A 25,772-nucleotide genomic window follows, 5' to 3' on the forward strand; every position below is an offset into this window, starting at 1 on the left:
TCTGCGTTGACAAGCGCCTGGGGGCTCTTCAATAGATAGGCTTGGGTGTAGCGGGTTGGGGGTTTAGCGGCTCATCATCTCTAGCGGCCACATGACGATCTGCGGAAACACCACCAGCAGGAACATCACAATCGTCTGGGCGACCATGAAAGGGATGACCCCCTTGATGGCGCCACTCATCGGTATCTTGGCCACCCCGCAGACAACATTGAGCACAGTGCCCACCGGAGGAGTGACCAGGCCGATGGCATTGTTCATGATGAAGAGCACGCCGAAGTAGACCGGGTCGATGCCCGCTTGCTTGAGCACCGGCATCAGCACGGGCGTCATGATCAGTACCGTCGGTGTGAAATCCAACGCCGTACCCACCAGCAGCACCAGCACCATCAGCGCAAAGGTCAGCAGCATCTTGTTGTCCATCAACGGCTCGACCAGGGTCGCCAGCTGCTGTGGGATATTGGCGGTGGTGATCAGCCAAGCGGACACACCGGCGGCCGACACCAGGAACATGATGATGGCGGTGGTCTCGGCTGCGCGGTAGATCAGTGCGAACAGCTGGTTCAGCTTGATCTCGCGGTAGATGAACATGCCCACGACCAGCGAGTACATGGCGGCAATCACGGCGGCTTCGGTGGGGGTGAACCAGCCAGCCTTCAAGCCGCCGATGATGACCACCGGCAGCACCAGCGCCCACAGCGATTGGCGCGTGGCAGCCAGGCGCTCGGCGGTGCTGCGCTTGGGTTCGGTCACGATCGGGTCGCGGCCAATGCACCAGCGCCAGGCCAGCAAAATCGCCACGCCCATCAGCAGGCCCGGCACAATGCCAGCCATGAACAGCTTGGTGATGGACACGCCACCGGTCACGCCATACAGAATCATTGCGATCGATGGCGGAATCACCGGCGCAATGATGCCGCCGCTGGCGATCAGGCCGCAAGAGCGGTTCACGTCATAGCCGGCCTTGCGCATCATCGGCACCAGCACGGCGGCCAGCGCAGCGGTATCGGCCACGGCCGAGCCCGACAGCGAAGCCATGATCACCGCAGCGCCGACTGCCACATAGCCCAGGCCGCCACGGATATGGCCAATCCAGGCCATGGCCATCTGGATGATGCGCCGCGTCATGCCGCCGGCGTTCATGAACTCGCCCGCCAGCATAAAGAACGGCACCGCCAGCAAGGGGAAGCTATTGGCGCCATCCCACATGTTCTGCACGACGATCTGCGGATCGGTAAAGCCCATGTAGTACATCAGCGCCAGGCCGCAGCCAATCAACGCGAAAGCCACGGGCATGCCCAGCGCCATCAGGCCCAGGAGCGACGAGATAAAAATGAAGATGGTCATGCGCGACCTCCCTGTGTACCCTGCGAACCCGTTTGCGCCTGCATCGCGTGCTCGGCCTCGCGGGCCTCTTCCATGCCCTCTTCCTGCACATCGATCAGCTCATGGTCCGGCACCCGCCCCATCAACAGCCGCACCAGGTTGGACAGGCAGATCAGCCCAATGGCTGCGCCGGTGAAATAGCTCACGCCGTAGACCCAGAGCATGCTCAGCTGCGCCACCGGCGAGGCATTGCCCGCGATGATGTCGTGCTGCAGCCAGGTGCCGTAGACGATGTAGATGCAGCAGACCAGCATCACCGCCTGGCTCAGGCCCCAGCAGACGCGGCGGCCTGCCACGGGCAGCAGCTGCACCATCAAATCCACCCCCAGGTGGGCGCGCTTGCGCATGCCTACGATGGCGCCCAGAAAGGTCATCCACACAAAGGCAAAGCGCGGAACCTCTTCGGACAGATCAATGCCGGTGTTGAAGAACAGCCGCAGCATCACATTGCCGAACACCATCACCAGCATGACGAGCATGCACAGCACCATCATGATTTCCAGCGCGCGGATCAGCCCGTCCGCGAGCCTTTTAAGTACATTGCCCATGGCAACACCTTTCCCGGCAGCAGGGCTTATGCCCTGCCACCACCTGAAGCTTGTAGGTCTTGGTCGGCAGCGCCGCGCCATGGGGCGCTGCCAGAACGTTGAAGTAAGACGAAAGGCTTGGGCCCCGCCTACGCAGGCAGGGGCCCCAGGCCCTTACTTGGCCTTGCGGGCCTGGTCGATCTCGGCAAAGAAGCCCTTGACGAATTCATCACCGATTTGCGGCGAGAACTTGGCCAGCACCGGGTTGACCTTGTCTTGCATGCGCGCCAGCTCAGCGGCGGGCATGCTGTCCACCGTCACGCCCGCCTTTTTGAAGTTCTCGATGGCTTCGCTGTCGCCTTCGTCAAGCAGCTTGCGCTGCAGCAGGCCGGCTTCGGTCGCGGCCTTTTGCACACCGGCCTTGTCAGCGGGCGACAGGGCATCCCAGAACTTCTTGGATGCCACCAGCGCGGACGGCGTGTAGACATGGTTGGTGATGGTGATGAACTTCTGCACTTCCTGCATCTTGTTCGCCCACATGTGCTGCAGGGGGTTCTCCTGGCCGTCCAGCGCCTTGATCTCCAGCGCCGGGAAGACCTCGGCAAAGGCCATCGGCGTCGCATTGGCGCCCAGGGTCTTCCAGGTGTCCAGCGCGACCGGGTTGGTCATCACGCGGATCTTCAGGCCGCTCACATCCTCGGGCTTGGCCACGCGGTGCTTGCTGTTGGACAGGTTGCGAAAGCCCATGCCGGTCCAGGTCAGGCCCACCAAGTTGGCCGGTGCGATCTTTTCAAAGATCTTTTTGGACGAGGCGCCATCGAGCACCGCATAGACTTCGGCCGAGTTGCGGAACATAAAGGGCAGATCCCAGACCTGCACCTCCTTGACCCGCGAGGACAGCGGCGCCAGGGTTCCGATATACAGATCTTGCGTGCCCGATTGCACGGCTTGCAGCTGCTTCTCATCGCTGCCCAGCACGGCGCTGTGGTAGGCCTGCACCTTCACATTGCCATTGGTGTAGGTGGATGCGAGCTCGGCGAACTTGTTCATCGCAATGGCTTGCGGATGGCTCTCGGGCATGGCGTGGCCGACGCGGGCCTTGACCTCGGCATAGGCCGCGCCAATGCCCATGGCCGATACCGCCAGGGTCGCCATCAGGGTGCGGCGCAGTGGGAAGTGGATGCTCATCTGTCTGTCTCCGTCTTTGTTGTGAGTCGAAAAAAGCCGGCGCTGCTGGCCCGGCATGCTGGGAATCAAGGGGTCTGCAGGCTCCCGTCGGCCAAGCGCGTCTGCGTCCAGGTGGTTACCGCGCTGCTGCAGGGGTACTTGGCGGCCTCGCGCTCGTCGATGTCCACGCCCAGGCCGGGGAGGTCATTGGCATACACATGGCCATTGCTGAACGTGGGCAACCCAGGGAACACGGCCAGCAGCGCATCGCGCGGGCCTTTCAGTTCCTGGATCACAAAATTGGGTGGCTCGGTGCCCGACCATTCCTGCACGCCAAAATTGCGCGAGGCCAGGTCGATATGGATATTGGCCGCATGGGCCAGCGGCGACATATCGCCCGGGCCATGCCAGGCCGTGCGCACGCCGTACTGCTCGGCAAATATCTGCAGCTTGCGCGCGGGGGTGATGCCGCCCACTTGGCTCAGGTGTACGCGGATAAAGTCAATCAGCCGCTCGGCGATGATGCCGCGCCACTCAAACGGGTGGTTAAACAGCTCGCCCTGGGCCAACGGCACATTGGTCTTGTCGCGCAGCTGGCGCAGCCAGTCGCCCTCTTCCAGCGCAATCGCGTCTTCCAGAAAGAACAGTTCATAGGGCTCCAGCGCCTGCGCAAAGCGGATCGCATCGGCCGGTTTGAGGCGCTCGTGTACGTCATGGCACAGCTCCACCTCAAAGCCAATGCGGCTGCGGATGGCATCAAACATCTTCAGCGTCTCGCGCATGTACTTGCGCGCATCCAGGTAGATACCATCGGCCGCGCCTTGGGGTGCGGTAGCAGGCGCCGCGCCAAAGCCGCCACCGCCATAGCCACCGCTTTGGCAGCGGATGTGGCTGATGCCCTGCTCGCGGTACTTCTGGATGTTGTCGCAAAGCTCTTCCAGATCGCGCCCATCGGCATGGCGGTAAATAGGCACGCCCTCGCGCAGCTTGCCGCCCAGCAACTGGTACAGCGGCATGCCAGCCTGCTTGCCCTTCAGGTCCCACAGCGCCATGTCGACGCCCGAGATCGCATTGTTCTCGATGGGACCGTTGCGCCAGTAGGCGTTCTGGTGCATCAGCTGCCACAGCTCTTCAATCTGGCTGGCATCGCGGCCGATCAGCAACGGGCGCAGATACTGCTCGACCAGGCACTGCACCGCCAAATGGCGGTAGGCAAAGGTGGCGCAGCCCAGGCCGTAAAGGCCGGGCTGGTTGGTCTCGATCTTGACGACCAGGAGGTTGATGCCCTCCGGTGCTGTCGCGATGACTTTGACGTCGGTAATCAAGGTGGCCATGGTGATGCGCCCGCTTACAGCACCGCCAACCAGCCACCATCCACATAGATGATCTGGCCGTTGACATAGTTGGATGCGCCCGAGGCCAGGTAAATGGCAGTGCCCACCAGCTCATCGGGCCGGCCCCAGCGCTGCGTGGGGTTGCTGGCCTTGACCCAGGCATCAAACGCCACGTTGTTGACCAGGGCCTCGTTCATGTCGGTCAAGATGTAGCCCGGGCCGATGGAGTTGGCCTGGATGCCATGCATGGCCCACTCGGCCGCCATGGCCTTGGAGAGCATCTTGATGCCGCCCTTGGCCACCGTGTAGGGCGCTACCGTGGCGCGTGCTGCCTCGCTGGTGAGCGAGCCGATATTGATGATCTTGCCCCCGGTACCGCGCGCAATCATGCGGCGCGCTGCCGTGCGGCCCACGACAAAGGCCGCCGTCAGGTTGGTGTTGATGACCCGGCTCCAGTCCTCCAGGGACACATCCAGCAAGGGCTCGCGGTGCTGGATGCCGGCGTTGTTGACGACGATGTCGATCGCCAGGCCCTGGGCATCAAATGCAGCAAAAGCTGCCTCGACCGCCGCCTGGTCTGCCACATCAAAGGCGGCCCCCTGCACCTTCAGGCCCAGGCCCTGCAGCTGCGCGACCGCCGCATCCACCGCTGCCTGCTGGCGGCTGTTGATCACCACCGTGCCCCCGGATTCCGCCAAGCCTTGGGCCAGCGCCAGCCCAATGCCGCGCGAGGAACCGGTAATCAGCGCCGTACGGCCGGACAGATCAAACAGCGAACGAGACATGGAATGGCGACCTTGAGAATTTCAGAAGTCGCCATCATCGTTTTATTTGTATGATGATTGAATCAGAGCAAACCCTAGGATTTTTACTGCGCATGTGCTTTGGGCGACAGCCGCGCAAAGCCTGGATTTGCGGCCCTTAAGCGGGTGCGCCCCAGCGGGCAATGGTGTCGGCCAGCAGCGCCCGCATCCACAGTTGCGCATCCTCTGCGCTGCGCCGCTCAATGGCGGCCAGCACCTTGCCATGCATCACCAGGCCATCGTTGAACTGCCCCGCCTGCTGCGCGTTGACGGTGAGCAAAGACTCCAGCGCAGAGGCCACAATGCCGCCCAGCGAGATCAGCAAGGGGTTGCCCGTAGCCTGCAAAATACTCTGGTGGTAGGCCAGATCGGCGACCACCCATTCGTCAATGGAGGTGGCCGCTTCCATCGCGGAAAAGGCCTGCTGCAGCGTGAGCAGCTGCGCATCCGTGTGCATGCGCGCGGCCAAGGATGCGGCGGCCGGTTCCAGAATGCCGCGCATGACCATCAGGTGCCGGCCCAACTCCTTGTCCACGCCCTGGCTGCACAACCAACCCAGCACATCGGCATCAAACAGACTCCACTGCTCTTGCGGCCGCACGCGGGTGCCGGTGCGGGGCCGCGCCTCCAGCATGCCCTTGGCACTGATGGCTTTGATGGCTTCGCGGACGGCGGTGCGACTAACGCCCAACCGCTCGCACAGCACCTCTTCATTGGGCAAGGTGGCCCCAGGCCCGTACTCGGGGCTGGCAATCAGCCGGCCCAGGCTGTCCATGACCTGGTGATGCAGACTGCTGCCGGGCTGTGACGATAAAGACATGGCAATCGGTGGTGGTGCAGAATCATTCATCATACAAAACAAAAGGACTTGGGGCCAGCAATGGCGTGCTGACGCCGCTCGTTGCCTTGGCCCCGATCATGCCCGCCTTCCGTGCTTGAGTGCGGGGCTCGCCTTTGTTGGTACTCGCCTCCACCTTCTTGCGCTGCCACCACCAGCCACACTGCGCAGCAAAATGCCGCCCGAGGGCGGCATTACGATTTGATCGCACTGCGCTGCCAGGCTGGGTCGCCTGACAGCACCACACATGGGAGATCACACTGCCATAACAGGTGCAAGCCTCCCCGGACCCCTCAGGCCTTGTACTTGCGCCCGCGCGCCAAGCCCAGCATCGCCAGCAAGGCCGACAATGCCACCACCGCCCAGGTACCCAAGCCCGGAACAGGGGTGGGCGCAGCAACCGCGCCTACCTGCAGCACCAGCTTGTCACCGGAGCTCAGGTTGTAGGTGTAGGTTCCTGCGGTCAAGCCCATCGCCGCGAGCGTTGTGCCGGCATAGGTGTTGGAGCTGGTCAATGGCGCGCCCGACACGTAGTTGGCGGGCAGATACAGCAGAGGCCCGGACATGAATACAGGATCTCCTGATGCGCTGCTAGCCAGTGTGACAAGCCCCGTACCGAACGGCGTTGTATTAGAGACCGCGTCCACAGAAACCCCGCCAGCAGCCCCTACACCCATACAAATGGTGATGTTGGCGTCTGTGCCGCCCTTCCCGCCGCCACAAGAACTCTCAATGGTTTGAATGGTCATGCCTGTTGTATTGATCGTGCCGCGACCCGTCGCCACCACATCCGCGCCAACGGCGGAAATGGAGATGGTGTACGTCGCAGACGCATGCGCAGCAATCACGGCCAAACCCAGGCCAGCCAATATTTTTTTCATTCGATACCTAGAATCAAAGGTGAGATTAAGAAATTCGATAGGCGCAGCATTGATTTGCTGGGCAGTCCTCGTCCCAACGCACTCTGCAGCGAAGCAGGGGCAAGCGCCTGCGACCTTAACGGTGACGACGACTGGCGCGAGACATACCCAGAATGCCCAAGCCAGCAACAAGAGCGGACAGCAGCATGGTTCCCCACTCGCTAAGCGTTGGAACTGGTGTTGGCGCCGCCGGAGCAGCACGCGGGGTGACAGCGACGATGTTCGACGCGGGGCCGGTCAATCCATCGCCATTGGTGGCCGTCGCAGTGCAATCGTAGGTGGTACCGTTCACCAAGCCGATCAGGGTGAGCGTGCTGGTGGAGCCACTGCCCGTTACCACCGCTCCATCGCCTTGCGGCGAGCAACTCAGGTTGTACTGTTGCAGGGGAGCAGCACCGGAGTCCGACAGGCTGAGTCCGAAACTGGCACGACTGTCACCTGTAGAATCAAGGGATAGCATAGGAGCAACAGGCGCACCAACATAAAAAATCCCCGCTTTGAAAGCCAGATCTATGCCACCGTTCCAGTTAGTCGTCCACTGCTGGCTGGTCCAGGCCGAAGGATTCCCGGAGTTGTTCACGAATACAAATTGACCATCCGCATAGCTGCCGCCGTCAACGCTTCCCCAACGGGAGGAGGCAACAGGTCCTGGCGTCTCAGACACACTGGCAAACAATACGTACGACTTGCCGGGCACCAGCGTGACATTCAAGTCAGAAACGGCATAGGTCTGAAAGACCGACACAGCTTCAGTCGTCTGCACTGCGCTGGCGTACATTTGTGGTCCCGTTGCCTGCTGAGCGACTGGGTCCCATTCATAAACATAAAATTTAAAGGGAAAGGCCATTCCCTGTGGATTTATACGTATCTCGAAGGCCTGCAACTTCGCGGGCAGAGTAGGCGCCATGATGGTTTGACCGTAGGTGGCCGTATTGGGCAAACCAAAGGACGACACGGAAGAACTCCCGTCCCAAGTCGTCGTTGTATCGATACTCTGAGCATTGACCGCCGATGTAGCCAGTGCCATAGACAAGGCTAATGGCACAAAAAAAGCCCCCATCGGCTTGGTACGAGACGGCAGCGCAGAAGGCAAGGACAGCATGACAAGCAATCAAAAGGTGAACAATCGTTCATTTTGTTACCTCATGTATGAAACTGTCTATCCCTGAAACTAGGTAATTCAACATTTACTACTAGTTTTCTCCCACCCCCTCCGAAATGCGGCTGGCCAGACCGACACCACATCATCCGGCCGCCCTGTCACCAGCCACCGGCCAGTAATGGCTGTCCGGCATCGCCCGCGCCCCAAAGATCGCCTGCCCCACCCGCACCACGGTGGCGCCCTCTTCGATCGCAATCTCGTAGTCGCCCGACATGCCCATCGAGAGTTCATCCAGACTGACCCCGGACGGCGCCTGCTGCCGAAGCTGGTCACGCAAGCCACGCAGGCGCACAAAGCACTGGCGCACCTGCTCGGCCTCGGCAGAAAACAGCGCCAAGGTCATCAGCCCGCGCACACGCAGTGCAGAGAACGCAGGCAGCGTACGCACAAAGGCGGCGACCTCATTCGGCGCCAGGCCGTATTTGCTGGCCTCGCCCGAGGTATTGACCTGAACAAACACATCCAGGCCACGCCCCTCCGCCTGCAACCGCCTCTCCAAGGCCTCGGCCACGCGCAGGCTGTCCAGCGCCTGGAACTCGGTCGCAAAGCGCGCCACCAGCTTGGCCTTGTTGGTTTGCAGATGGCCGATCACAGACCACTGCAGATCAGGCAGATCCTGCATCGCCTCCCACTTGCCATAGGCCTCTTGGGACTTGTTCTCGCCCAGGATGCGGCAGCCCGCGGCATAGGCCAGGCGCAGGCTCGCCTCCGGCTTGGTCTTGCTGACGGGCAGCAGGCGCACGGAGGCGGGGTCTCGGCCCACACGCTGGCAGGCCGCCGCGATGCGTGCCTGGACGGCAGCCAGGTTGTGGCGAAAGTCTTCCACCGATTCAGCCTGCGGCCAACGGCCATGCTGGTCGTGCAGGGTATCGGTGGCAGGCTGGTTATCGGTTGTCATCTGGGCCCTTTCTAGAATGCTCGTGAGCTTACAGGCGCTCAATCGCAGTTCTGCAATTCAATGATCGCAAAGCCGGTACGCCTGATCTCCTGCTCCACCGCTGGCGGGGCAGATTCCACATGGCAGAAGCAGCATTTCTGCGCCACCAATGCCTCTGCTGGCACCCGTTTGGCAGCCAGGTAACGACGGCCATGCGCCAGCACGGTATCAACATCCTTATCGGGCGATTCGTCCCGCACAAGGATGTCGAAATGCATCCTGCGCCCGTCCGGCCGCCGTACATAGGTGCCAAACACAGCGATTTTCATCTGGGAACTCCTAACATCCATAACGGCGAACGACCGGGCAAGCAGTCCATCACTTCAGCGCAACCTTGGGGAAGTCCACCGGCACATCGAGCGCCACATTGATGTAGTTGGTAAACAGGTTCAAGGCCACATGCGCCATGATCTCGACGACTTCCTCATCGCCAAAACCGGCAGCACGCAAGGCAGCCACGTCGGCATCGATGATCTGCGCGCGCTGCGCGACGACCTTCAGCGCAAAGTCCAGGGCAGCAGCGGTCTTGGGATCGCCCGATTGGCCGATCTGGGCGGCCGACATATCGGCCAGGCTGGCACCGGCCTTTTGACCCAGCACCGTGTGCGCCGCCAGGCAGTATTCGCAGCGGTTGTAGTTGGCAATGGCCACGGCCAGTTGCTCGCCCAGCTTGGCGCCAATGCTGCCCTTGCCCAGCGCGCCAAAGGCGGCCCACATGCTTTGCAGCGCGGCGGGGGAATTGGCAACGGCCTTGAACATATTGGGCGTGGCGCCAAAGGCGCTCTGGATCTGGGCCATCACGGCTTGGCTGGCGGCGGGGGTGTTGTTGGTAGATACGCGGGACATCAAAGGCTCCTAAGTGGTTAAAACGCAGAGTCAGTATGCATGCTCCAAATGTATAATTTGGACTAATTAATTCACAAAAAACACCAATTCGTACACCATGCAGACGCCAGCGCCTATCGACCGCCTCTCCGGCATCCTGGAACGCTTTCGCATCAAGGCGCAACTGCACCACTCCGGCGCGCTCTGCGGCCTGACCCACTTTGATGCCGGCGAGGGCTTTGGCTACCTGCATGTGCTGCGCCGTGGCGAGCTGGAGGTGAGCCACCCCAGCGCCCGCGATGTGCCGCCATCTCTGCGCTTTAAAGAGCCCACCGTCCTGCTCTACCCGGCCCCGTTCACGCACCGCTTCCACAACCCACCAGAGGAAGGTGCCGACTTCAGCTGCGCGCGCTTGGTGTTTGAGGGCGGCGCGATCAACCCGCTTGCCCGCTCACTGCCGCCCCTGGTGGCCTTGCCCCTGGCCCAGGTGCCCGGCATGGACATGGCCTTGCAACTGCTGCTGTCCGAAACCGACCAGGTGCGCTGCGGCCAGCGCCTGCTGGTCGATCGCTTGTTTGAAGTTGTCGTCATCCAGCTGCTGCGCTGGCTGCTGGACCACCCCCAGCACGCCGGCATCCGCCCCGGCCTGGTCAATGGCATGTCCGACGCAAGACTGGCCCGCGCCCTGATCGCCATGCACGACGCCCCAGGCAGCGCCTGGACCCTGGAGCGCATGGCCGAGCAAGCGGGGATGTCGCGCACCGCCTTTGCGAATACCTTTCGCGATTTGGTGGGGAAAACGCCTGCCGATTATTTGACGGGCTGGAGGGTGGCGCTGGCCCAGAACGGGCTGCGCGACGGGCGTTCGATCAAGGTGCTGGCGGAGGAGCTGGGGTATGCGAATCCGTCGGCCTTGTCGCGGGCGTTTGTGGGGAAGGTGGGGGTGTCGCCGAGAGAGTGGTTGAAGGTAGCTGTCGATCCAAGCGAAAAGCTACTTGTGTAAAAGCAGTACAACAATTGAATATTTTCCCCAATCAAATCCCCGTTATATTATTTTTGTGCTGCCACCACGCCTTCCTTTATTCCAGCATTAGTTTCCGATTTATTAGTGCATCTACTAGGCATAACGAAATTCCAGTCTTTATTTGGCGTCCTTCCTTGGGCCGAGCGTGTAGCAGTGTGCCCGAATCTATAGCCAAGAGTTTTACAGCTAAGGCTCTTAGTCCTGGCGGTATCTTGGACTAAGGAAGTATCTTTTTGCCCGCGAGGCTCATCTTTCCAACGAAGCAAACACCTAAAATATAAGTCTTTCAATGCAGCTGGGCTAATACCAATTTTCGCAGCGACTCTATTTCTAATTTCCGACTCTGCAATTGTCGGATATTTATCTAGCAATTTATCATACTCAATAAATACACCATACTCTTGATTTGAACAATCTTGAGCCCAAACGTTAATATGACATACACTGAAGAATAAAAACACACAAATTCTAATCATTCTGCACTCCTAAAACCCAACAATACAACATCTATGATAAATTGTAAAGAAGTGTTTTTCATCAAAGCAGTCACTGCCTTCATGAGATCACATTCCGGACTTGTCATTGCGTGAACGGGATAGCCTTCACATGGACGAAATCTCAATACAAGCCACTTCAAGAACTACTTCATACCAATAAAAATTCTCGATTCGTGTAAGATGAAAGCCAAAAATTGCCCTTTCAACACACGACTTATTTGACAATACTCATCAAATCAATCGATCGCTCTTACTCCAAAGTAAAATTTTTCATAAATATTATTATGTTGGCAGCCATGAAAAAATCCCGTCAGACAGCAGGCTTGGAATAAAATGCTTTCTGTGATTAGAGCCGTTCTTTACAGCCAGCTAATTCCCACCCAAATATAAACAAGGTTAGCAAGTTATTGATTAACAAGGATTTTTATAGACTCCATTATGCTATAACCATCCCGCTAACCATCGCCTATTAGTGCTCTAACTTGCTCGACTTTGCCATTTACAAGCGGGTCGGATGATGGTTAGGCCGCGATCCTCACATCAAAGCGAGTTTCTTCATTCATCTTGCGAGCTCCGAGGGCCAGCTGCGCAGCCTTGACGTAGGCCTTGTGGAAGGACTCTGCCTTGCTCTGCATGTCCTTTGACAGGGTGATCCCGTCGTCGCCCAAGGCGGTCATGTAGGCCTTGTAGCTTGAGCTCATGGCTTCGGTATTGCGGAACTCGCCCTGCAAGACTTTGGAGAATTTTTGGACCACCTCTCGGATGGCCTGGTCGGTCATCTTGCTGGGTGCGTCGTGAAGCGTGACGATGATGTTGGACATTTGGACTCCTTGTTGATGGAGCCCGAAGTTTAGCCAAACACTGTATGCATGTACAGTGCTTTTTTACTTCTTTAGCTTCGAGTCCTTGCACGGGAACGTCACACTAAGTACCGCCCCCGTGATGATCGCGGCTGAGTCGTGCCGCGAGCGAGGATTGTCTTTTAGGTAGTTATGCACTACATCAATAACTTGACCCATTACCCATCTCTCCGGAAGACAAAAATAGCCTTCGTTTCCTACGCTGTCTATCACGCCCCTCAAATAGCCTTCGGCGCTAAAGGCGCGTACAGCACTTTCAGTACTTGCTTTTGAGGCACCACCCGGCTCTGTCAATGCTTTGAAATCTCTTAAGCCCAAATACAAATCGTTCCCCGTGTAGGAGACGGCGGAAGCTGAACTTGAGATAAAAATAGCCGCGAGCGTGGCAACGATAGCTTTCATGAGATCCTGATTCCAAGTGGGTGGACAATTCTGTAACTTCAATTAACAATACCACAATGAAAGCTGCACTTTTCGTCCTCTCGTCGACCCTTGCTCTTACTGCTTGCGGGTCCTGGACCCATCCCCAGTACGCCGGAGACGCCGGCCGCGCTCAGTTCGAGCGCGATAAGGCTGAGTGCTTGCAGTCCGCGCAAAGCAACGCGAAGGCGCAACCCGCTGCAGCTGTGCCTGCCAGCAACCGCCCCACCACGTACTCTGTACACACCCAGGACATGGGCGGCGGCTACACCTCGGCCACAGTTACGCCCACATCTCCGCCTGGGGGTGGTGCCGTAGTGAACAAGTACGATAGCGGTGCCAAGAACGTGGCGCAGGTCGCTTCTCGTGATGCGTGCCTGCGCGCCAAGGGGTGGAGTTTCTCCACCAGCAATTAAGGCTCATCCGCCCCCGCCATCGAGTTAACGGCCTGCGCCCGCATCGTCTTGGGCACCGACTTGAGCACGCGCAGATCCTTATCGGTTTGCGCTTGCTTTGCCCGGCTCTTAACGGCCGATGGCCTAATCACGATGGGGGTGTCGGGATAACGCTCGTTCCACTTGTCGCGCTCCGCCAGCGCCGCATCAAGTGCCTTCTGGTCGTTGTCGACCACCGCCTGCGTTAGCTTCCCAGTAATCTGCCCTTGGCGCTTGCGCAGCAGTGCCGCGTCTTGCATGAGCGGACCGGTGGCGCGTGACTTCTCGGCATTGCCCGTGGGGTTGAAGCCCAGCATCTTGGTCACGCCGGCTGACTTAGGCAGGTCCATAACCTTGCGGCCACGTGTGTCGGTGTTGTGACCCTTGGTCATGATCTCAATGCCGGCCGCCGCGTTGCGCACCGCCGTTGGTGCCAGGTTCAGCGCTGCCTTGCCGGCGTTGCCTTCGTCCATGGCGCCCACAGCGTCGGATGCCTGGCCCACCAGGGAGAAGATCGGGCCCAGCACCTCGGTAGACTCCCTACTCTTCATCGAGTCGGAGTTTGAAGGGCGCAGCGCACCCGTGCCGGGGATGAGGTTGCCCAGCCCCAGGCGGCCAGAGAAGTCCAGCGGGAGCTGGGCAGATACGCCGTACAGAGCCAAATCACCGAAGGTCTTGCCCAGCATGGAATAGGCCCAATCACGCTTGTTGCGCTTCATGTTGGTGTTAAACCCCATCATCTGGCCAGCTGTATCGATCAGGTCATCGAGGTCCTGAGCGAAAGGCAAGCCCTCCTCACCCGAAGCCAGGATCAAGACCGCCAGCATAGTGAGTGCAGCACGCTTGCCGCCGGGGCCTGCCCGGAACATGCGGTTCAGCAGCTCCAAGTAAGTGAGGCTGTACTGCTTGAAGGTGAACAGCAGGCGCCCCACGGTGGAGCGCGCCAGGTTGGGGCGGCTCACCTTGTTGTAGATGCCCTGTTGTTAGCGCCAATGCAAATCTGATCAGCTAAACCACAAAGTGCCGATGGAAAATTGACCAGGGTGTTCCACTGACCTGCTGAAACTTTCAGCAGGGGATTCAAGGTGATCACCATGGACATGATTGGCAAGGTCAGGCGCATGAAGCTGCGTGACCAACTCTCCCTCAGCGAGATCGCGAGACGCACTGGCCTTGCTCGCAATACGGTCAAGAAGTGGCTCAAGGCTCCTGGCGACGTCGTGCCTAAGTACGAGCGGATCAAGCAGGCTGGAAAGCTCACTGCTTTCGAGCCCCTCTTGCAGCAAGCCCTCTCAGCCGACAGTCACCGCCCTAAGCAAAGCAGGCGCAGCGGCCGTGCCCTGTTTGCCCAGATCCAGGCTCAAGGTTACCGAGGTGGATACAGCGCCGTCACGGACTACATCCGCCGCTGGCGAGTCGAATCAGCATCAAGCCCCACTAAGGCCTTCGTACCCCTTAGTTTCGAGCTGGGTGAAGCCTTCCAGTTCGACTGGAGCGATGAGGCCATGGTCATTGGTGGGGTGTAGTACAGGCGCCGGTGTTGATCGTTGGCGATGGGGGAGCGAACCGCGTCGACGTCCCCGGGCCATGAATAGAACGTAAGCCCGTCCTCAGTCCAAAGGCTTGATGGCTGGTTGCTCATCGAGTTGATGAGGAAGCCCGCCTTCATATTGCGCAGCTCGCCATAGGCGAAGTCGCAATTCTCCGCAAAGGTCGCAGCCGTCTCTGGAAGTAGTGACTCTTGGACCCTGGGGTAGATGCCGGTGAACTTGTTCAGGATGAACCCGGCCATGGCTTACTCCAGCGGCGCCAAGCCGGTGGTGGTGGCTTCCCAGGCCACCTTGCGCCAGTTTTTGCCCCACTCCTTGGTCATGGCCTCGTCGCCGTTGTCGCGTAGCTGCTGCATCACCCATGCCGCATGACGGCGTTTTTCCTCGCGCTCTTTAAAACCCACGTCCTTGCGTTTCGCCCACACCGAAACAAGGCCGGTGAGGATCGTAAAAATTGCGCCAATGATGATGCCCATGGTATCCACCGAAAGACTCGAAAACCAGGTCGGCGCGACCCCGGCATCCGTTGCAGCCTTGGCTATGCCGCCGGTGAAGGTGAACCCTCCGATGGCATAGTTGGCTCCAGCAGAAATACGGCCGATTACAAAAGCGCGGCTCTCATTGAGAAGGGACTTGAACGACATTGATCTACCCTCTCCCAGGCAGCACGGAATAAGTTAAAGGGGCGCGCAAGTCATACCCGGGGATCGGATACCACTGCTGCACACCATCCCGAAACACATTGTCTATTTCGTAGCCAACTCGTACATTCAGCCCGAAGCGGCCGAGCAGCGGACGGAAGGCGGTAAGCTGCCAGGCATCACCGCAGCGGCGCAACTGAATGGTGTCATCGCCGTTGCGCCAGACCTGCACTGCATCGGGCCCGGCCGACACATCGACCGGCATCCCAAGGCGATAGGCGCGGCCCTCGCCTGCGTTGCGGCGATATTGCGCCTTGTGCGACTTGTCACTGCGCGCGTGCTCTCCTGGGCACCAGTAGTTCGCGGCGACCGCCTGCTTGTACTCTTCGGAATTCGGGTCCTTGTTCAGCCATTGGCCGGGCTCTGGCTTGCCGGTCGCGGGATCCCATGGCACGTTGTCGCCGTGGGCGGTGATGTTGATCATTGGCGCTACATCCCAGTCGAGCAGATCGGGCCGCACGTCAATCAGCCGCTCGCTCTCCCAGGTCAGCATCTTGGAAATTTTTCCGGCCTTAAATAGGCGCACCTTACATTTGGCCCACAACAGTCCACGGGCTCGCTTTTCAGCGTCTTGCAGGGCGGCCACAGCGTCCGCCTGAAGCGATGCGGGGAGAGTCGTCTTGGCGATCAGCTTGGCGATATTCATGACGCCTCCGGAGCGATGGGCGGACGATCTGCGGAGGCGCCGAGAACTTGCTGCGACTGCTGGAAGTCTTCTCGGATGAACAGGGACCCCAGCCCGGCAACCAGGATCACGGCGGGCAACTGCTGGCCGATGGGTTCACCCGTGTCGAGGTCAATCAAGTCGATTGTCGAAGCGAGCATCTCCGGGGTCACCGCTGTGTAAAGCGGCGGCATGGCGTAGCGCTTGAGGGTGGCAATCAGCATGCCGCCCCACATGATGGTTTCCATGTTGTCGAACAGCGGGTGCTTGGCACCTGGCACCTTGCGGGCCACTGCGTCTGCCACAGCCTTGGCCCACTGCGAGGTGGTGCCGCGCTGCTTGAGGTACAGGAACTGGCGCTCTGAAACGAACCACACGTACAGAGGCGAGTTCCAGTACTTGTCGTCGTTCTCGTACTTGATGCCCTGCAGGGGAACAGTGGACTCGCGGATCTGCGACCCAACGCCAAGAAGTGCTCCCAAATCTGGATCTTGAACCCAGCAAAACTTGTGTCGGGCGTACTTTCCAGCTTGCGATTGCGCTGATTCACGATGTCCCATGTCATCACCCCCGGGGCGAGCTTTTTGCGTGCAGTGCCTTTACGCATCGGCGCCCCCTTGCACCTGGTCGGGGCGAACAATCGCCAGGGGCAACCCCGCGGCGATGGCTACTGTACGGGCATGCTCCTCTGGTATCGAGTGGCTCCACTTATGCACCGCTTGAGGGGTGATGCCGCACTTCTCAGCAACAGCCCCAGTCCCTCCGGCCATCACCACCACTCCGCGCACTGAAAAGCCTACTGGAGGCGACTCATTCCTGGTTTTGATTGAGTTTTGCAAAACTACATTCCCCGAATAATTGAACTTTAATCAATTTTAGGGGTGCTTAGACGTGCATGCAAGGCTTTAACCGAGTTGATTAAAGTTTATTTTTTACTTAAGCTATGCCTATGTCGGACGGTTGTGCAGCGATCTGCGCACGTCCTCAGACCATTCATAGTTGCGTACGGAGTCGGAACCCCATGAAATCTATACTTGCACAGCGCATACAAGCCGCGCGTGAAGCCATGTTCCCGCCAGTCAATCAAAAAGACATCGCCGCTAAGTTGGGCAGATCGCCCTCTGCAGTGTCCCTGTGGGAATCGGGTAAGAACGAACCTAGACCCGCTGAAATCGTCGCCCTAGCCAAGACCTTTGGTGTTTCTGTCGGTTGGCTCCTGGGAGCTGATGAGACGAATAGTACTGTACAGGCATCCAGTAGTCAAGGGACCCCAGTGGTATCCCTTGACGCCCTCAAGACATGGGACTTGCAGGCCCCTGATGAGTACGTAAACACTGCTGGAGACTATCCACCGGGCACGGCATTGGGATTCAGAAACAATAGCAGTGCATTGCCGTCTGTTGTGCCTATGGACGCAATTTGCATCGTGTCCCGGGCGCATCCACCGACGAACGGCTCCCCCGTTGTCGCCACAGTCGATGGGGATCTTTTGCTGCGCCGCATAGTACAAGACGGCGGTCAAACGTTGCTGCTTTCCGACGATCCCAGGTTTGCATCCATACCACTGGATAAAGCGACAGTGATTGGTCGCATCGTCGAAGTCATACAGCGCACAAGGCTCTGAGCAAACGGCCCGACCTTACGGGCCGTTACTTTTTTCAGAATACGTATTTCTACTTACGCGAAGGTTCTTGAACATTAATCAACTTCGATCTATGATTTCACCATCGAATGAGTTTTAGTTAACTTGATCGATGGCAATTCAACAAGCAGATCGGAGAACAAATTGAACAAGGAAAAAATTTCATCATTGGCGGAGCGATTGCTCCAAGCTAAGGCCGCAGAAGACGCGGCCACCAAGGACCGTAAGGCCGTCGAGGCTGAGCTGGTCCAAGAGGTCGGAGTCGAGAAGGCCAACGGCTCCAAGACCACTGCGTTCGACGCCTTCAAGGTGACCATCACGACTGCGCAGAACGTGAAGTTGGACTGGGATAAGTACGATGAGATGGTCGCCGACATCCCCGCCGAGTGTCGCCCTGTGAGAAGCAAGCGCGAGGTGGATGAAAAGGGCATCAGCTGGCTGCGGGAGAACCAGCCCGAGGTCTACGCCAAGCTGCCGCTGACGATCACCGACCGCACGCCCACAGCCAAAGTGGAGCGCGTGTAATGCAGAAAGTCATCATCACCATCGAGAGAGCACCCAATGGCCAAGATGTGGTGAAGATCTCTGCAGACTACCAGGGCGTCGCCGCCCTTGACGAGGGCAATCCTGCCCACCAGATCGCTGCGCTGCTCATGCAGACCGCTGCGAGCCTCACTGGCCTTGAAACCGCTGTCATCAACAGCGATGCACCGGGCTCCGCAAGCACCCCAACAAGGCAGATACCCTGGTGCTGGACTTCGCGGGCAACATTGAGCGCCATGGGCCCATAGACCAGATCCAGGTCAAGTCGAAGCGCAAGAGCGGCGAGAAGGCGGTGAGCGTCGCGCCGGTCAAAGAGTGCCCCCAGTGTCACGAGCTGGTGCACACCTCTGTGCGCATCTGCCCGGGGTGTGAGCACGAGTTTCCGGAGAGCACCATGCCGGCGCACGGCACGGAGGCGGCAGATATGGATCCGGTGGCGGTGCTGGCCAAGCCGCGCACCGTGGAAGTCGAAGCCATCCGATATAGCCCGCACACGAAACAGGAGCGTACTTCTCTCAGGGTGGAGTACCTGTCCAAAGGCCAGACCTACACGCAGTGGGTGCCTATCGAAGACCCACGGAGCTATGTGCGCAAGCATGCCGTGCAGTGGTTTTGGGACCATGGTCGTCACCAATGCCCCGACACCGTCGCTGATGCTTTGAACTTTCTGGAGCGCGAAGGCAATGTGCCCGTGCCCCATTCCATTCAGGTAGTTCGCGATGGTGCCTATTGGAAGGTCGACAAGTATTTCGGCCTCTCGCATCGCAAGGGGGTGGCCACCGTCGAGCGGGAAGCCAGTCTGAGCAATTTATTGAGGGCATGGGGATGACAACAAACATGGACGACAACGCGAGCATGTCGCTCGCTGAGGTGCAAGTCCGGCGTGATGCCGCAAAGAAAGACCTGGAGCGCTGGCAATGGGTGCTGGACAAAAAGGCTTGCAACAGCTGCATCCACTGGACCGGGAGCGGCTGCAAGGCCTCCAACGGCGCCGTGCCGCCGTCTGAGATCCAGCAGGCCGGCTGCCAGGCATGGCGCTACGACTTAATTCCCTTCTGAGGTGCAATATGGAACAACCAACGATTCGAGAAATGCTCTCTCCCAAGGAGATGATGCAGCGCTTCAAGGTGTGCCGTCGCACCTTGGACAACATGGAAAAGACCGGAAAGATCCCTAAGCGCGTGCACCTTTCACAGCGCACTGTACGGTGGTGGCGCGACGAGGTGGAAACCCATGCTGCAGTTGCTTAGCCGCCTCCACGAACAACCAACCGGTTGACCGTCAGTCAGCCAGAGAATCTCGCGTTTGGACTGAATCTGGCGAGCGCTGAGGCCTTGCAGCTGCACGGTCTTGGGTCTCTCTAGCAATTTCGAGCAGATTCTGGGCTACTTTCTCCAATAGGGCTGCTTGGTTCGCCTCAATGTCACAACGAATGGTGCGCACGACGGCGATGGACAGCATCGCGGCGATGCGTTCTACATCACCCGCGAGCACACATGCAGCAATGTCTCGGTCATCGCCCTCAGGTTCAAACGAGAACTCTGGAAAGTCGAAAGTGTAGTTCCCTGCTGCTATTACGTCCTTGTGCTCACTGTACTCGTCGTAGACGCTAGCGTACTTGACGCGCATCGCAGTTAAACCTGAAGGGATAGGCACACCTTGAAGTATCGCGACCAGTTCGTTGGGCGCCATTGAGAACTGGCTTGCCCAGCTCAATTTCTTCGCAGCGGCTGACGTGACGCCAACGGCCGTGAGCACTTCGGACTGCAACGCCCTGTAGGCCGTATCGCGAGCCCATTCGTCGTCCGGCATGGAAAGCGCTGCTTGCGCGACTTCATCATCGCTCAGCGGATCGATATTCAGCAGCCCAAATAGTGCCTGGATGAAAATCTGGCCGTTGAATGCATACGAACCAGATGCTGTGAAGTCAATGCGGCCTATCTCGCCTGTATCGTTCCAATCCGGAGACTTCGAATCTAGCTGAATACCTTCTATGCAAGAGAGTGCTATGCGGTCAAGTTCCGTATATTGTCTGGAGAAATACGCAGTACCTTGCAGGAGAACTCTCTCCGAAACATTGTCACCGTGCGTGTCGCCCTCGTCTCCGGTCTCCTCTTGCGCCGGAGCTCGTGCGGCCTCCGCAACAAGAATCTCACGGACCTGCATTCCCGGCGTTGTATCGTCAATTCCGAATCTCTGCCTGAACAGCATGAGCACGGCGCCGACAGGAGTCGCGACTATCCGGTCGTACGCCTGGAATGACGCGTCTCCCATCGCTTCCGTCAATACCTTGTCAATCTGCTTCGGGATAGTTTTGGCTGCTTTGGCGTTGTTGAAATACTGCCGTTTTGACAGTGCTGCAGCGTGTTTCACTGAGCGCCAAATGGCGTTCCAGACTTGGCCTGGTGCGAACTGATCTTGAAGAAAGCCTGAAATGAGTCTGCGGACTGCGGTAGTCTCCTCCTCTTCGAGCTGAAGCCCATATGTCTCCATTTGATGCTCCAGGTATGCCACGGAATCTTCAGTGGCACAGAAGAGCCACAGTTGATGGCATGCTTCGGTATCCGAGACGTGCTTGGCCTCGGCCACATTGACAGCGCTCGCGCGGGAGCCGTCACTGTGAGCCGTAAGTCGATAGCTCGCCTCCAGCGACCGATATCGCAACTCTTCTGTATCGGTCGAAAGAAGAAACCCAGTCACAGGGTACAGCAGTACGGGACTTAGATGAAGTCGACCGATGAGCTCCTGCAGTTCGCCTGCAGTCGCGCAGGTCGGATCAGCCCCGCTGTAGGTAAAGTGCACACTTCCACCCTCTCCAAGGAAGCCGGCCGACCAGTTGTTGAACGCCTCAACGATAAGGAGGCGATCTGTTGGCAGACGGCTGAAATTGATGCCTTTCCCCTCACCCTCCATTCGGGCCACGTAGGCGTCGGTCTTCTGCTTGAGAACGGCAGCCTGCCGAGCTTCCTCTTTCGCGTCTACTTTGGCGTTCTTCATCTGGTGTGCGTGTCCCTTGATTGGCGATCCTATGGCAATCTCGCCGAAGGCTCGAGTGAAAGTTTAAATCACTCGGCCCTTCGACCATGCGCAAACGCCAAACCAGTTGCTATCGTTGACCAATCAAATTTAAGCAGCAGCAACTAGCCTGAAGCGGTCACATACGCTTCCGCCGCAACAGGCTGCTCCTGACCGATTGCAGTCATCCGAATGAAGTGGCCGCCACCGTAGGTGGGTTGACCAATCCATTCGGCTCCTGAACGCATTTCTACTCTAGGCGTCATTTCGTCCACCCGTCGATCATATCGGCCCAGTCCTGCATCATGGCGGTGCGCTGCTCACGGTATTCGGCCTTGTTGTAGACCGCACGCACCCCCTTCTGCTCGTGCGCCAAACACTTCTCGATCCAATCGGTGGCGTACCCTGCCTCGTTCAACAAGGTGGACGCGGTGCGCCGCATGTCGTGCGGGCCGCAGTCTGGCATCTCAACTCCATCTGCCCGAGCCTTTTCCACTGCGCCCGAGATGACGCGGTTCAGCGTAGCAGCGCTCATGGGCTTGTCAGACTCGTACCGGTTGGGGAGGACATAGGAAGAGCTGCCCCCGAAGGTCTTCAGCGCGATCATGAGGTCAAGAGACTGGCGCGACAGATAGACCACATGCGGACGGTTCATCTTCATGCGCTCTTTGGGGATGGTCCATGTCCGGGCATCAAAATCAACCTCATCCCAGGTTGCAAGGGCCAGCTCGCTCTTGCGCACCATTGTCAGCAGCAGCAGCTTGACCGCCACACGGAATTGCATGCCTGTCCCAACCCGCTCCATGTAGGTGTAAAGAGTCTTGATGTCGGGGGGCTGAAGCATGCGGTCGCGTGGTACGAACGTGGCAATGCTGCTCGGCTTCACTCGGTCCGCTGGGTTGGCCTCAACGTCAAGCCCTCGCTCAACCGCGTGACGAAAGACCATCATCACGATGTCTCGGGCCTGGATGGCCACGGCCGGCGCGCCGCGCGCAACGATCTCGTCTGTTCTTCTGCGCAGCGCGTGGTGGTCAATCTCGCGCATCAACTTATTGTGGAAGTGAGGCTTGAGGTCGCGCTCGTAGACTGATCGCTTCATCGCTCTGGTGGAATCGGCCATCCGATGCTTATCCATCCATTCCTCCGCCCAGCTGGCGAATGTGCGCTCGCCTTCGACGGCCGCAATTGCCGCCCGCGCCGGCGATACCCCGGCGTTGCGCAAGCGCTTGGCCTCATCCAACTTCTGCCGCGCCTCGGCGAGGGTGAGCCCGCCAAGGCCGTACTGGCCGAAATTTATTGTTTCCTGCCGGCCGTTCACCCGGTAGTTGTACGCGAACGTGCGAGCACCCTTTGGCGACACCCGGACATACAGCCCGTCACGGTCCGCCATTTTGAACACCTTGCCTGTGGGCTTGATGTTTTTGAGTATGGTATCTGTGAGCATTGCAACCTGTTGAAGTTGAAGAAGTTTTTATATCTTCTGCAGGTGCTTGATGGTAGGTTTCAGCAAGTTCAAGAAAAATTGACCATCTTTGCGCAGCACCATCAAACACCCCTGCAGGCCTCACCAGCTCTTGCTTTGCCACTTTGTGGAGCGCACCAGGCGCGACATAAACGGCATTGCAAACCACCAATTTGGCAGGTCGATTCTAGCAACACCATCAGATTTGCCAATAATCATCTTTGCTTCAACTGTCTGCAACTTATCGATTTATTCCGAATTTTTCCCATGAAAAAAGCGGTAAATCAATGACTTACCGCTTAAAATTTTCTTTAACTTAACTCAATATTCTTTTTCAGAATTTATTCCCACTCAATCGTCGCAGGCGGCTTGCTTGACACATCATAAGTAACGCGATTAATACCGCGCACTTCATTGATGATCCGGTTCGACACGCGCTTGAGCAAGCCATAAGGCAGCTCCGCCCAGTCAGCCGTCATGAAGTCGCTGGTCTGCACCGCACGCAGCGCAACAACGTAGTCGTAGGTGCGGCCGTCGCCCATGACGCCCACGCTCTTGACGGGCAGGAAGACGGTGAAGGCCTGGCTGGTCAGGTCGTACCAGGTCTTGCCGGTGGCGTCGTCCACCCAGTTGTTCAGCTCTTCGATGAAGATCGCGTCGGCGCGGCGCAGCAGGTCGGCGTATTCCTTTTTCACTTCACCCAAGATGCGCACACCCAGGCCTGGGCCGGGGAAGGGGTGGCGGTAGACCATGCCACGGGGGAGGCCCAGGGCGACGCCCAGCTCGCGCACTTCGTCCTTGAACAGGTCACGCAGCGGTTCGAGCAGCTTGAGGCCCAGCTGCTCTGGCAGGCCGCCGACGTTGTGGTGGCTCTTGATGACCACGGCCTTCTTCGACTTCGCACCGCCGGACTCGATCACGTCGGGATAAATCGTGCCTTGGGCGAGGAAGGTGGCACCCTTGGAGCCAGCGTTTGCTGCCTTGAGCTTGGACGCTTCCGCCTTAAAGACGTCGACAAACAAGCCGCCGATGATCTTGCGCTTAGCTTCTGGCTCGTTCACGCCAGCGAGTTTGCCCAGGAACAGGTCGGCAGCATCCACGCGGATGACCTTGGCGTGGAGCTTGCCTTCAAACATCTCCATGACCATGTCGCCTTCGTTGAGGCGCAGCAGACCATGATCCACAAACACGCAGGTCAGCTGGTCGCCAATGGCGCGGTGGATCAGCGCGGCAGCAACGGACGAATCCACGCCGCCGGACAGGCCCAGAATCACCTCTTCGTCACCGACTTGCTCGCGGATCTTGGCAACGGCTTCTTCGATGTAGTCGCCCATGATCCAGTCGGCCTGGGTGGCGCAGATATCGAGCACAAAGCGGTTGAGCAAGGCCTGGCCTTGCACGGTGTGCGTCACCTCGGGGTGGAACTGCACAGCATAGTAGCGGCGGGCTTCATCAGCCATGCCGGCGATGGGGCAGGATGGCGTCGATGCCATGACCTTGAAGCCCGGTGGCAGCTCGGTGACCTTGTCGCCGTGGCTCATCCAGACCTTGAGCATGCCGTGGCCTTCGGGGGTGACGAAGTCTTCGATGCCCTTGAGCAGTTCGGTGTGGCCATGGGCGCGCACTTCGGCATAGCCAAACTCGCGGCTGTTGGAGCCTTCGACCTTGCCGCCCAGCTGGGTGGCCATGGTCTGCATGCCGTAGCAGATGCCCAGCACGGGAATGCCCAGCTCAAACACGGCATCCGGTGCGCGGTCATCCACTTCGTAGACGCTGGCATGGCTGCCGGACAGGATCACGCCCTTGAGCTTGCCGTCAGCGGCAAACTCGCGCACCCAGTCGCTGCTCACATCGCAGGGATGCACTTCGCAGTAGACATGGGCTTCGCGCACGCGGCGGGCGATCAGTTGGGTGACTTGGGAGCCAAAGTCAAGGATGAGGATCTTGTCGTGTTGCATAGCAGGATCGTTGGGTTTGGATGGAAAAACGAGGATGAATAGGTCAAAAATCTTCGGCCGCCAGCACGGCGATTCCGCATTGGCGGGCCGCTGCCACTTGCGCAGCATCAAAACTGGCCAGGGGCAAGCGCAGTGACTGCGCCAGCCACAGATAGGCGGCATCGTACACAGGCAGGCCGGTGGTCAGCGCCACGTCCAGCACGGCTTTGTGCTGGGCGGGCGCCAAGTCATGCAGCTCCACCCGGTGGCGGATGGCATCCAGCACACCCCAGAGGCCTTCGACACTGCCCAGCGGGATACGGCCGCTGTTGGCACCGGTGGCGACCAGGTTGCTGCATTCCCAAAACCACAGGTTGGGCGCTTGTGGATCGACCTCATGGCGGCGAATGCGGGCATAGAGGCGCTGGGTATGGCTGCTCGCCGCTTCCGGCAGCAACCAGGCAGCGGTGACCGAGGCATCGAGCACAAAGGCGCTGAAGGCGGCAGTCATGCGGCGCTCCTGCCGCTGCGGCGCAGGGTTGCGACCGAATCTGTTAGCGGCGCAGGAGCAATGCTGGCCTGCAAGGCCGCCATTTGCGCCAGCTCGCGGGCGATCTGTTCGTCGGTGATCACCGGTTTACGCCGCATCGGCAGCATGCGCACCACCTCTTTGCCGTGGCGCGTGATGCGCACTTCCTCGCCCTGCTCGACCAGCTCGACCAGGGCAGAAAAACGGGTTTTGGCTTCGTAGATACCGACGCTGTGCATGGTGGTGGGTGACAAAAAATCTGACCTGAACATCAATTCAGACCAGATTCTATCATTCTGACTAGTTTCTTGCCAACAGACCAGAATTGAAGGGGTTTGGCTGTGGCCTCTTGGGGGTGCAACCACGTATCAAGGGCTGTCACGCAAGAGAGGAGGAGCGCCGCGTCAGTGCAAGGTAGTGAGGTATACGCTGTCAAAGGTGCAGGGTGCGTGGTTCCGGGCTGATGGGTAAGCCGTGGGTAAGCACGTTTTGCGCTGCCCTCTGCGCATGCGGGTGGGACCCAGAATATTTTCAACCCCCTGGCTCCCGGCCGGGGTCTTTGCACTCGCCCGTGGCGCTCCAAAAAAACTAGATGGTG

Annotated in this window: 32 protein-coding genes and 1 pseudogene; 10 read left to right on the top strand and 23 right to left on the bottom strand. The window is 58.9% G+C overall.

Annotated features, from left to right (window positions below):
• Positions 1-63: 63 nt before the first annotated feature.
• From HS961_RS15430 to HS961_RS15480, 11 genes are all read right to left on the bottom strand, one after another.
• Entirely contained in the window at positions 64-1,344 is a 1,281-nt protein-coding gene (locus tag HS961_RS15430) for a TRAP transporter large permease (protein ID WP_182323454.1), read from the bottom strand.
• On the bottom strand, positions 1,341-1,931 hold the full coding sequence (locus HS961_RS15435) for a TRAP transporter small permease (RefSeq protein WP_182323456.1): 591 nt from the start codon (positions 1,929-1,931) through the stop codon (positions 1,341-1,343). Before HS961_RS15435 ends, HS961_RS15430 begins: the two co-directional genes overlap by 4 nt.
• 153 nt (positions 1,932-2,084) lie before the next feature.
• Positions 2,085-3,098 (bottom strand): TRAP transporter substrate-binding protein, encoded by a 1,014-nt coding sequence (locus tag HS961_RS15440; RefSeq protein ID WP_182323458.1) that lies wholly within the window; start codon positions 3,096-3,098, stop codon positions 2,085-2,087.
• A gap of 65 nt (positions 3,099-3,163) precedes the next feature.
• Positions 3,164-4,411 carry an enolase C-terminal domain-like protein gene (locus tag HS961_RS15445; protein ID WP_182323460.1) on the bottom strand — a complete coding sequence of 416 codons (1,248 nt, stop codon included), beginning with the start codon at positions 4,409-4,411 and terminating at the stop codon, positions 3,164-3,166.
• A gap of 14 nt (positions 4,412-4,425) precedes the next feature.
• Positions 4,426-5,196, bottom strand: a complete 771-nt coding sequence (locus tag HS961_RS15450) for an SDR family oxidoreductase (RefSeq protein WP_182323462.1) — start codon at positions 5,194-5,196, stop codon at positions 4,426-4,428.
• A 136-nt stretch (positions 5,197-5,332) separates the two neighbouring features.
• Positions 5,333-6,034 (bottom strand): FadR/GntR family transcriptional regulator, encoded by a 702-nt coding sequence (locus HS961_RS15455; RefSeq protein ID WP_182323464.1) that lies wholly within the window; start codon positions 6,032-6,034, stop codon positions 5,333-5,335.
• A 311-nt stretch (positions 6,035-6,345) separates the two neighbouring features.
• On the bottom strand, positions 6,346-6,933 hold the full coding sequence (locus HS961_RS15460) for an IPTL-CTERM sorting domain-containing protein (protein WP_182323466.1): 588 nt from the start codon (positions 6,931-6,933) through the stop codon (positions 6,346-6,348).
• 115 nt (positions 6,934-7,048) lie between these two features.
• Positions 7,049-8,074, bottom strand: a complete 1,026-nt coding sequence (locus HS961_RS15465; protein ID WP_182323468.1) for an IPTL-CTERM sorting domain-containing protein — start codon at positions 8,072-8,074, stop codon at positions 7,049-7,051.
• A gap of 142 nt (positions 8,075-8,216) precedes the next feature.
• The gene (locus HS961_RS15470; RefSeq protein ID WP_182323470.1) at positions 8,217-9,032 is read right to left on the bottom strand and encodes a YggS family pyridoxal phosphate-dependent enzyme; all 816 of its coding nucleotides are present in this window, start codon (positions 9,030-9,032) and stop codon (positions 8,217-8,219) included.
• A 38-nt stretch (positions 9,033-9,070) separates the two neighbouring features.
• Entirely contained in the window at positions 9,071-9,340 is a 270-nt protein-coding gene (locus HS961_RS15475; protein ID WP_182323472.1) for a DUF2024 family protein, read from the bottom strand.
• A 49-nt stretch (positions 9,341-9,389) separates the two neighbouring features.
• Complete coding sequence (locus HS961_RS15480) at positions 9,390-9,917, bottom strand: carboxymuconolactone decarboxylase family protein (protein WP_182323474.1); 528 nt, start codon at positions 9,915-9,917, stop codon at positions 9,390-9,392.
• Positions 9,918-10,014: 97 nt separating this feature from the next.
• Here HS961_RS15480 and HS961_RS15485 point away from each other — a divergent pair, with 97 nt between their 5' ends.
• Complete coding sequence (locus HS961_RS15485; protein WP_182323476.1) at positions 10,015-10,899, top strand: AraC family transcriptional regulator; 885 nt, start codon at positions 10,015-10,017, stop codon at positions 10,897-10,899.
• Between the two features lie 47 nt (positions 10,900-10,946).
• Here HS961_RS15485 and HS961_RS15490 read toward each other — a convergent pair whose 3' ends face one another.
• The 3 genes from HS961_RS15490 to HS961_RS15500 form a co-directional block, all read right to left on the bottom strand.
• The gene (locus HS961_RS15490; RefSeq protein WP_182323478.1) at positions 10,947-11,381 is read right to left on the bottom strand and encodes a hypothetical protein; all 435 of its coding nucleotides are present in this window, start codon (positions 11,379-11,381) and stop codon (positions 10,947-10,949) included.
• Between the two features lie 557 nt (positions 11,382-11,938).
• Positions 11,939-12,238 carry a hypothetical protein gene (locus HS961_RS15495; protein WP_182323480.1) on the bottom strand — a complete coding sequence of 100 codons (300 nt, stop codon included), beginning with the start codon at positions 12,236-12,238 and terminating at the stop codon, positions 11,939-11,941.
• 63 nt (positions 12,239-12,301) lie between these two features.
• Positions 12,302-12,679, bottom strand: a complete 378-nt coding sequence (locus HS961_RS15500) for a Rap1a/Tai family immunity protein (RefSeq protein WP_182323482.1) — start codon at positions 12,677-12,679, stop codon at positions 12,302-12,304.
• Positions 12,680-12,858: 179 nt separating this feature from the next.
• Between HS961_RS15500 and HS961_RS15505 the strand changes: the two genes are divergently transcribed.
• Complete coding sequence (locus tag HS961_RS15505; protein ID WP_182323484.1) at positions 12,859-13,113, top strand: hypothetical protein; 255 nt, start codon at positions 12,859-12,861, stop codon at positions 13,111-13,113.
• Here HS961_RS15505 and HS961_RS15510 read toward each other — a convergent pair.
• Complete coding sequence (locus HS961_RS15510) at positions 13,110-14,093, bottom strand: PLxRFG domain-containing protein (RefSeq protein ID WP_182323486.1); 984 nt, start codon at positions 14,091-14,093, stop codon at positions 13,110-13,112. The two genes, HS961_RS15505 and HS961_RS15510, sit on opposite strands and share 4 nt — an antisense overlap.
• A gap of 132 nt (positions 14,094-14,225) precedes the next feature.
• Here HS961_RS15510 and HS961_RS15515 point away from each other — a divergent pair.
• Positions 14,226-14,654: pseudogene (locus tag HS961_RS15515) on the top strand (IS21 family transposase); the annotation flags it as partial.
• A gap of 272 nt (positions 14,655-14,926) precedes the next feature.
• Here HS961_RS15515 and HS961_RS15520 read toward each other — a convergent pair.
• The 3 genes from HS961_RS15520 to HS961_RS15530 are packed head-to-tail and all read right to left on the bottom strand — an operon-like array spanning position 14,927 to position 16,606.
• Entirely contained in the window at positions 14,927-15,325 is a 399-nt protein-coding gene (locus HS961_RS15520; protein ID WP_182323488.1) for a hypothetical protein, read from the bottom strand.
• 4 nt (positions 15,326-15,329) lie between these two features.
• Complete coding sequence (locus HS961_RS15525) at positions 15,330-16,028, bottom strand: hypothetical protein (RefSeq protein WP_182323490.1); 699 nt, start codon at positions 16,026-16,028, stop codon at positions 15,330-15,332.
• Positions 16,025-16,606 carry a DUF4043 family protein gene (locus HS961_RS15530; RefSeq protein ID WP_182323492.1) on the bottom strand — a complete coding sequence of 194 codons (582 nt, stop codon included), beginning with the start codon at positions 16,604-16,606 and terminating at the stop codon, positions 16,025-16,027. The genes HS961_RS15525 and HS961_RS15530 overlap by 4 nt, the downstream gene beginning before the upstream one ends.
• A gap of 461 nt (positions 16,607-17,067) precedes the next feature.
• Here HS961_RS15530 and HS961_RS15535 point away from each other — a divergent pair, with 461 nt between their 5' ends.
• The 6 genes from HS961_RS15535 to HS961_RS15560 all read left to right on the top strand — a co-directional run bounded on the left by HS961_RS15535 (position 17,068) and on the right by HS961_RS15560 (position 19,481).
• Positions 17,068-17,670, top strand: a complete 603-nt coding sequence (locus tag HS961_RS15535) for a helix-turn-helix domain-containing protein (RefSeq protein WP_182323494.1) — start codon at positions 17,068-17,070, stop codon at positions 17,668-17,670.
• Positions 17,671-17,868: 198 nt separating this feature from the next.
• Entirely contained in the window at positions 17,869-18,213 is a 345-nt protein-coding gene (locus HS961_RS15540; RefSeq protein ID WP_182323496.1) for a hypothetical protein, read from the top strand.
• On the top strand, positions 18,213-18,479 hold the full coding sequence (locus HS961_RS15545; protein ID WP_182323498.1) for a hypothetical protein: 267 nt from the start codon (positions 18,213-18,215) through the stop codon (positions 18,477-18,479). The genes HS961_RS15540 and HS961_RS15545 overlap by 1 nt, the downstream gene beginning before the upstream one ends.
• The gene (locus tag HS961_RS15550) at positions 18,437-19,060 is read left to right on the top strand and encodes a hypothetical protein (RefSeq protein WP_182323500.1); all 624 of its coding nucleotides are present in this window, start codon (positions 18,437-18,439) and stop codon (positions 19,058-19,060) included. Before HS961_RS15545 ends, HS961_RS15550 begins: the two co-directional genes overlap by 43 nt.
• Positions 19,061-19,068: 8 nt before the next feature.
• The gene (locus HS961_RS15555) at positions 19,069-19,290 is read left to right on the top strand and encodes a hypothetical protein (RefSeq protein ID WP_182323502.1); all 222 of its coding nucleotides are present in this window, start codon (positions 19,069-19,071) and stop codon (positions 19,288-19,290) included.
• 8 nt (positions 19,291-19,298) lie between these two features.
• The gene (locus HS961_RS15560; protein ID WP_182323504.1) at positions 19,299-19,481 is read left to right on the top strand and encodes a helix-turn-helix transcriptional regulator; all 183 of its coding nucleotides are present in this window, start codon (positions 19,299-19,301) and stop codon (positions 19,479-19,481) included.
• Between the two features lie 31 nt (positions 19,482-19,512).
• Here the strand turns inward: HS961_RS15560 and HS961_RS15565 are convergent, their stop codons facing one another.
• Positions 19,513-21,228: a hypothetical protein gene (locus tag HS961_RS15565; RefSeq protein ID WP_182323506.1), complete on the bottom strand. Its 1,716-nt coding sequence runs from the start codon at positions 21,226-21,228 to the stop codon at positions 19,513-19,515.
• 280 nt (positions 21,229-21,508) lie between these two features.
• Positions 21,509-22,690 carry a tyrosine-type recombinase/integrase gene (locus HS961_RS15570; protein ID WP_182323508.1) on the bottom strand — a complete coding sequence of 394 codons (1,182 nt, stop codon included), beginning with the start codon at positions 22,688-22,690 and terminating at the stop codon, positions 21,509-21,511.
• 9 nt (positions 22,691-22,699) lie between these two features.
• On the opposite strand from HS961_RS15570, the gene HS961_RS15575 reads away from it, so the two are divergent.
• Positions 22,700-22,999 carry a hypothetical protein gene (locus tag HS961_RS15575; RefSeq protein ID WP_182323509.1) on the top strand — a complete coding sequence of 100 codons (300 nt, stop codon included), beginning with the start codon at positions 22,700-22,702 and terminating at the stop codon, positions 22,997-22,999.
• A 50-nt stretch (positions 23,000-23,049) separates the two neighbouring features.
• Here HS961_RS15575 and guaA read toward each other — a convergent pair whose 3' ends face one another.
• The 3 genes from guaA to HS961_RS15590 are packed head-to-tail and all read right to left on the bottom strand — an operon-like array spanning position 23,050 to position 25,413.
• On the bottom strand, positions 23,050-24,666 hold the full coding sequence (gene guaA, locus HS961_RS15580) for a glutamine-hydrolyzing GMP synthase (RefSeq protein ID WP_182323511.1): 1,617 nt from the start codon (positions 24,664-24,666) through the stop codon (positions 23,050-23,052).
• Between the two features lie 43 nt (positions 24,667-24,709).
• Entirely contained in the window at positions 24,710-25,156 is a 447-nt protein-coding gene (locus HS961_RS15585; protein ID WP_182323513.1) for a type II toxin-antitoxin system VapC family toxin, read from the bottom strand.
• Positions 25,153-25,413: a type II toxin-antitoxin system Phd/YefM family antitoxin gene (locus HS961_RS15590; protein ID WP_182323515.1), complete on the bottom strand. Its 261-nt coding sequence runs from the start codon at positions 25,411-25,413 to the stop codon at positions 25,153-25,155. Before HS961_RS15590 ends, HS961_RS15585 begins: the two co-directional genes overlap by 4 nt.
• Positions 25,414-25,772: the final 359 nt, after the last annotated feature.

The sequence above is a fragment of the Comamonas piscis genome, from assembly GCF_014109725.1.
Classification (GTDB): domain Bacteria; phylum Pseudomonadota; class Gammaproteobacteria; order Burkholderiales; family Burkholderiaceae_C; genus Comamonas; species Comamonas piscis.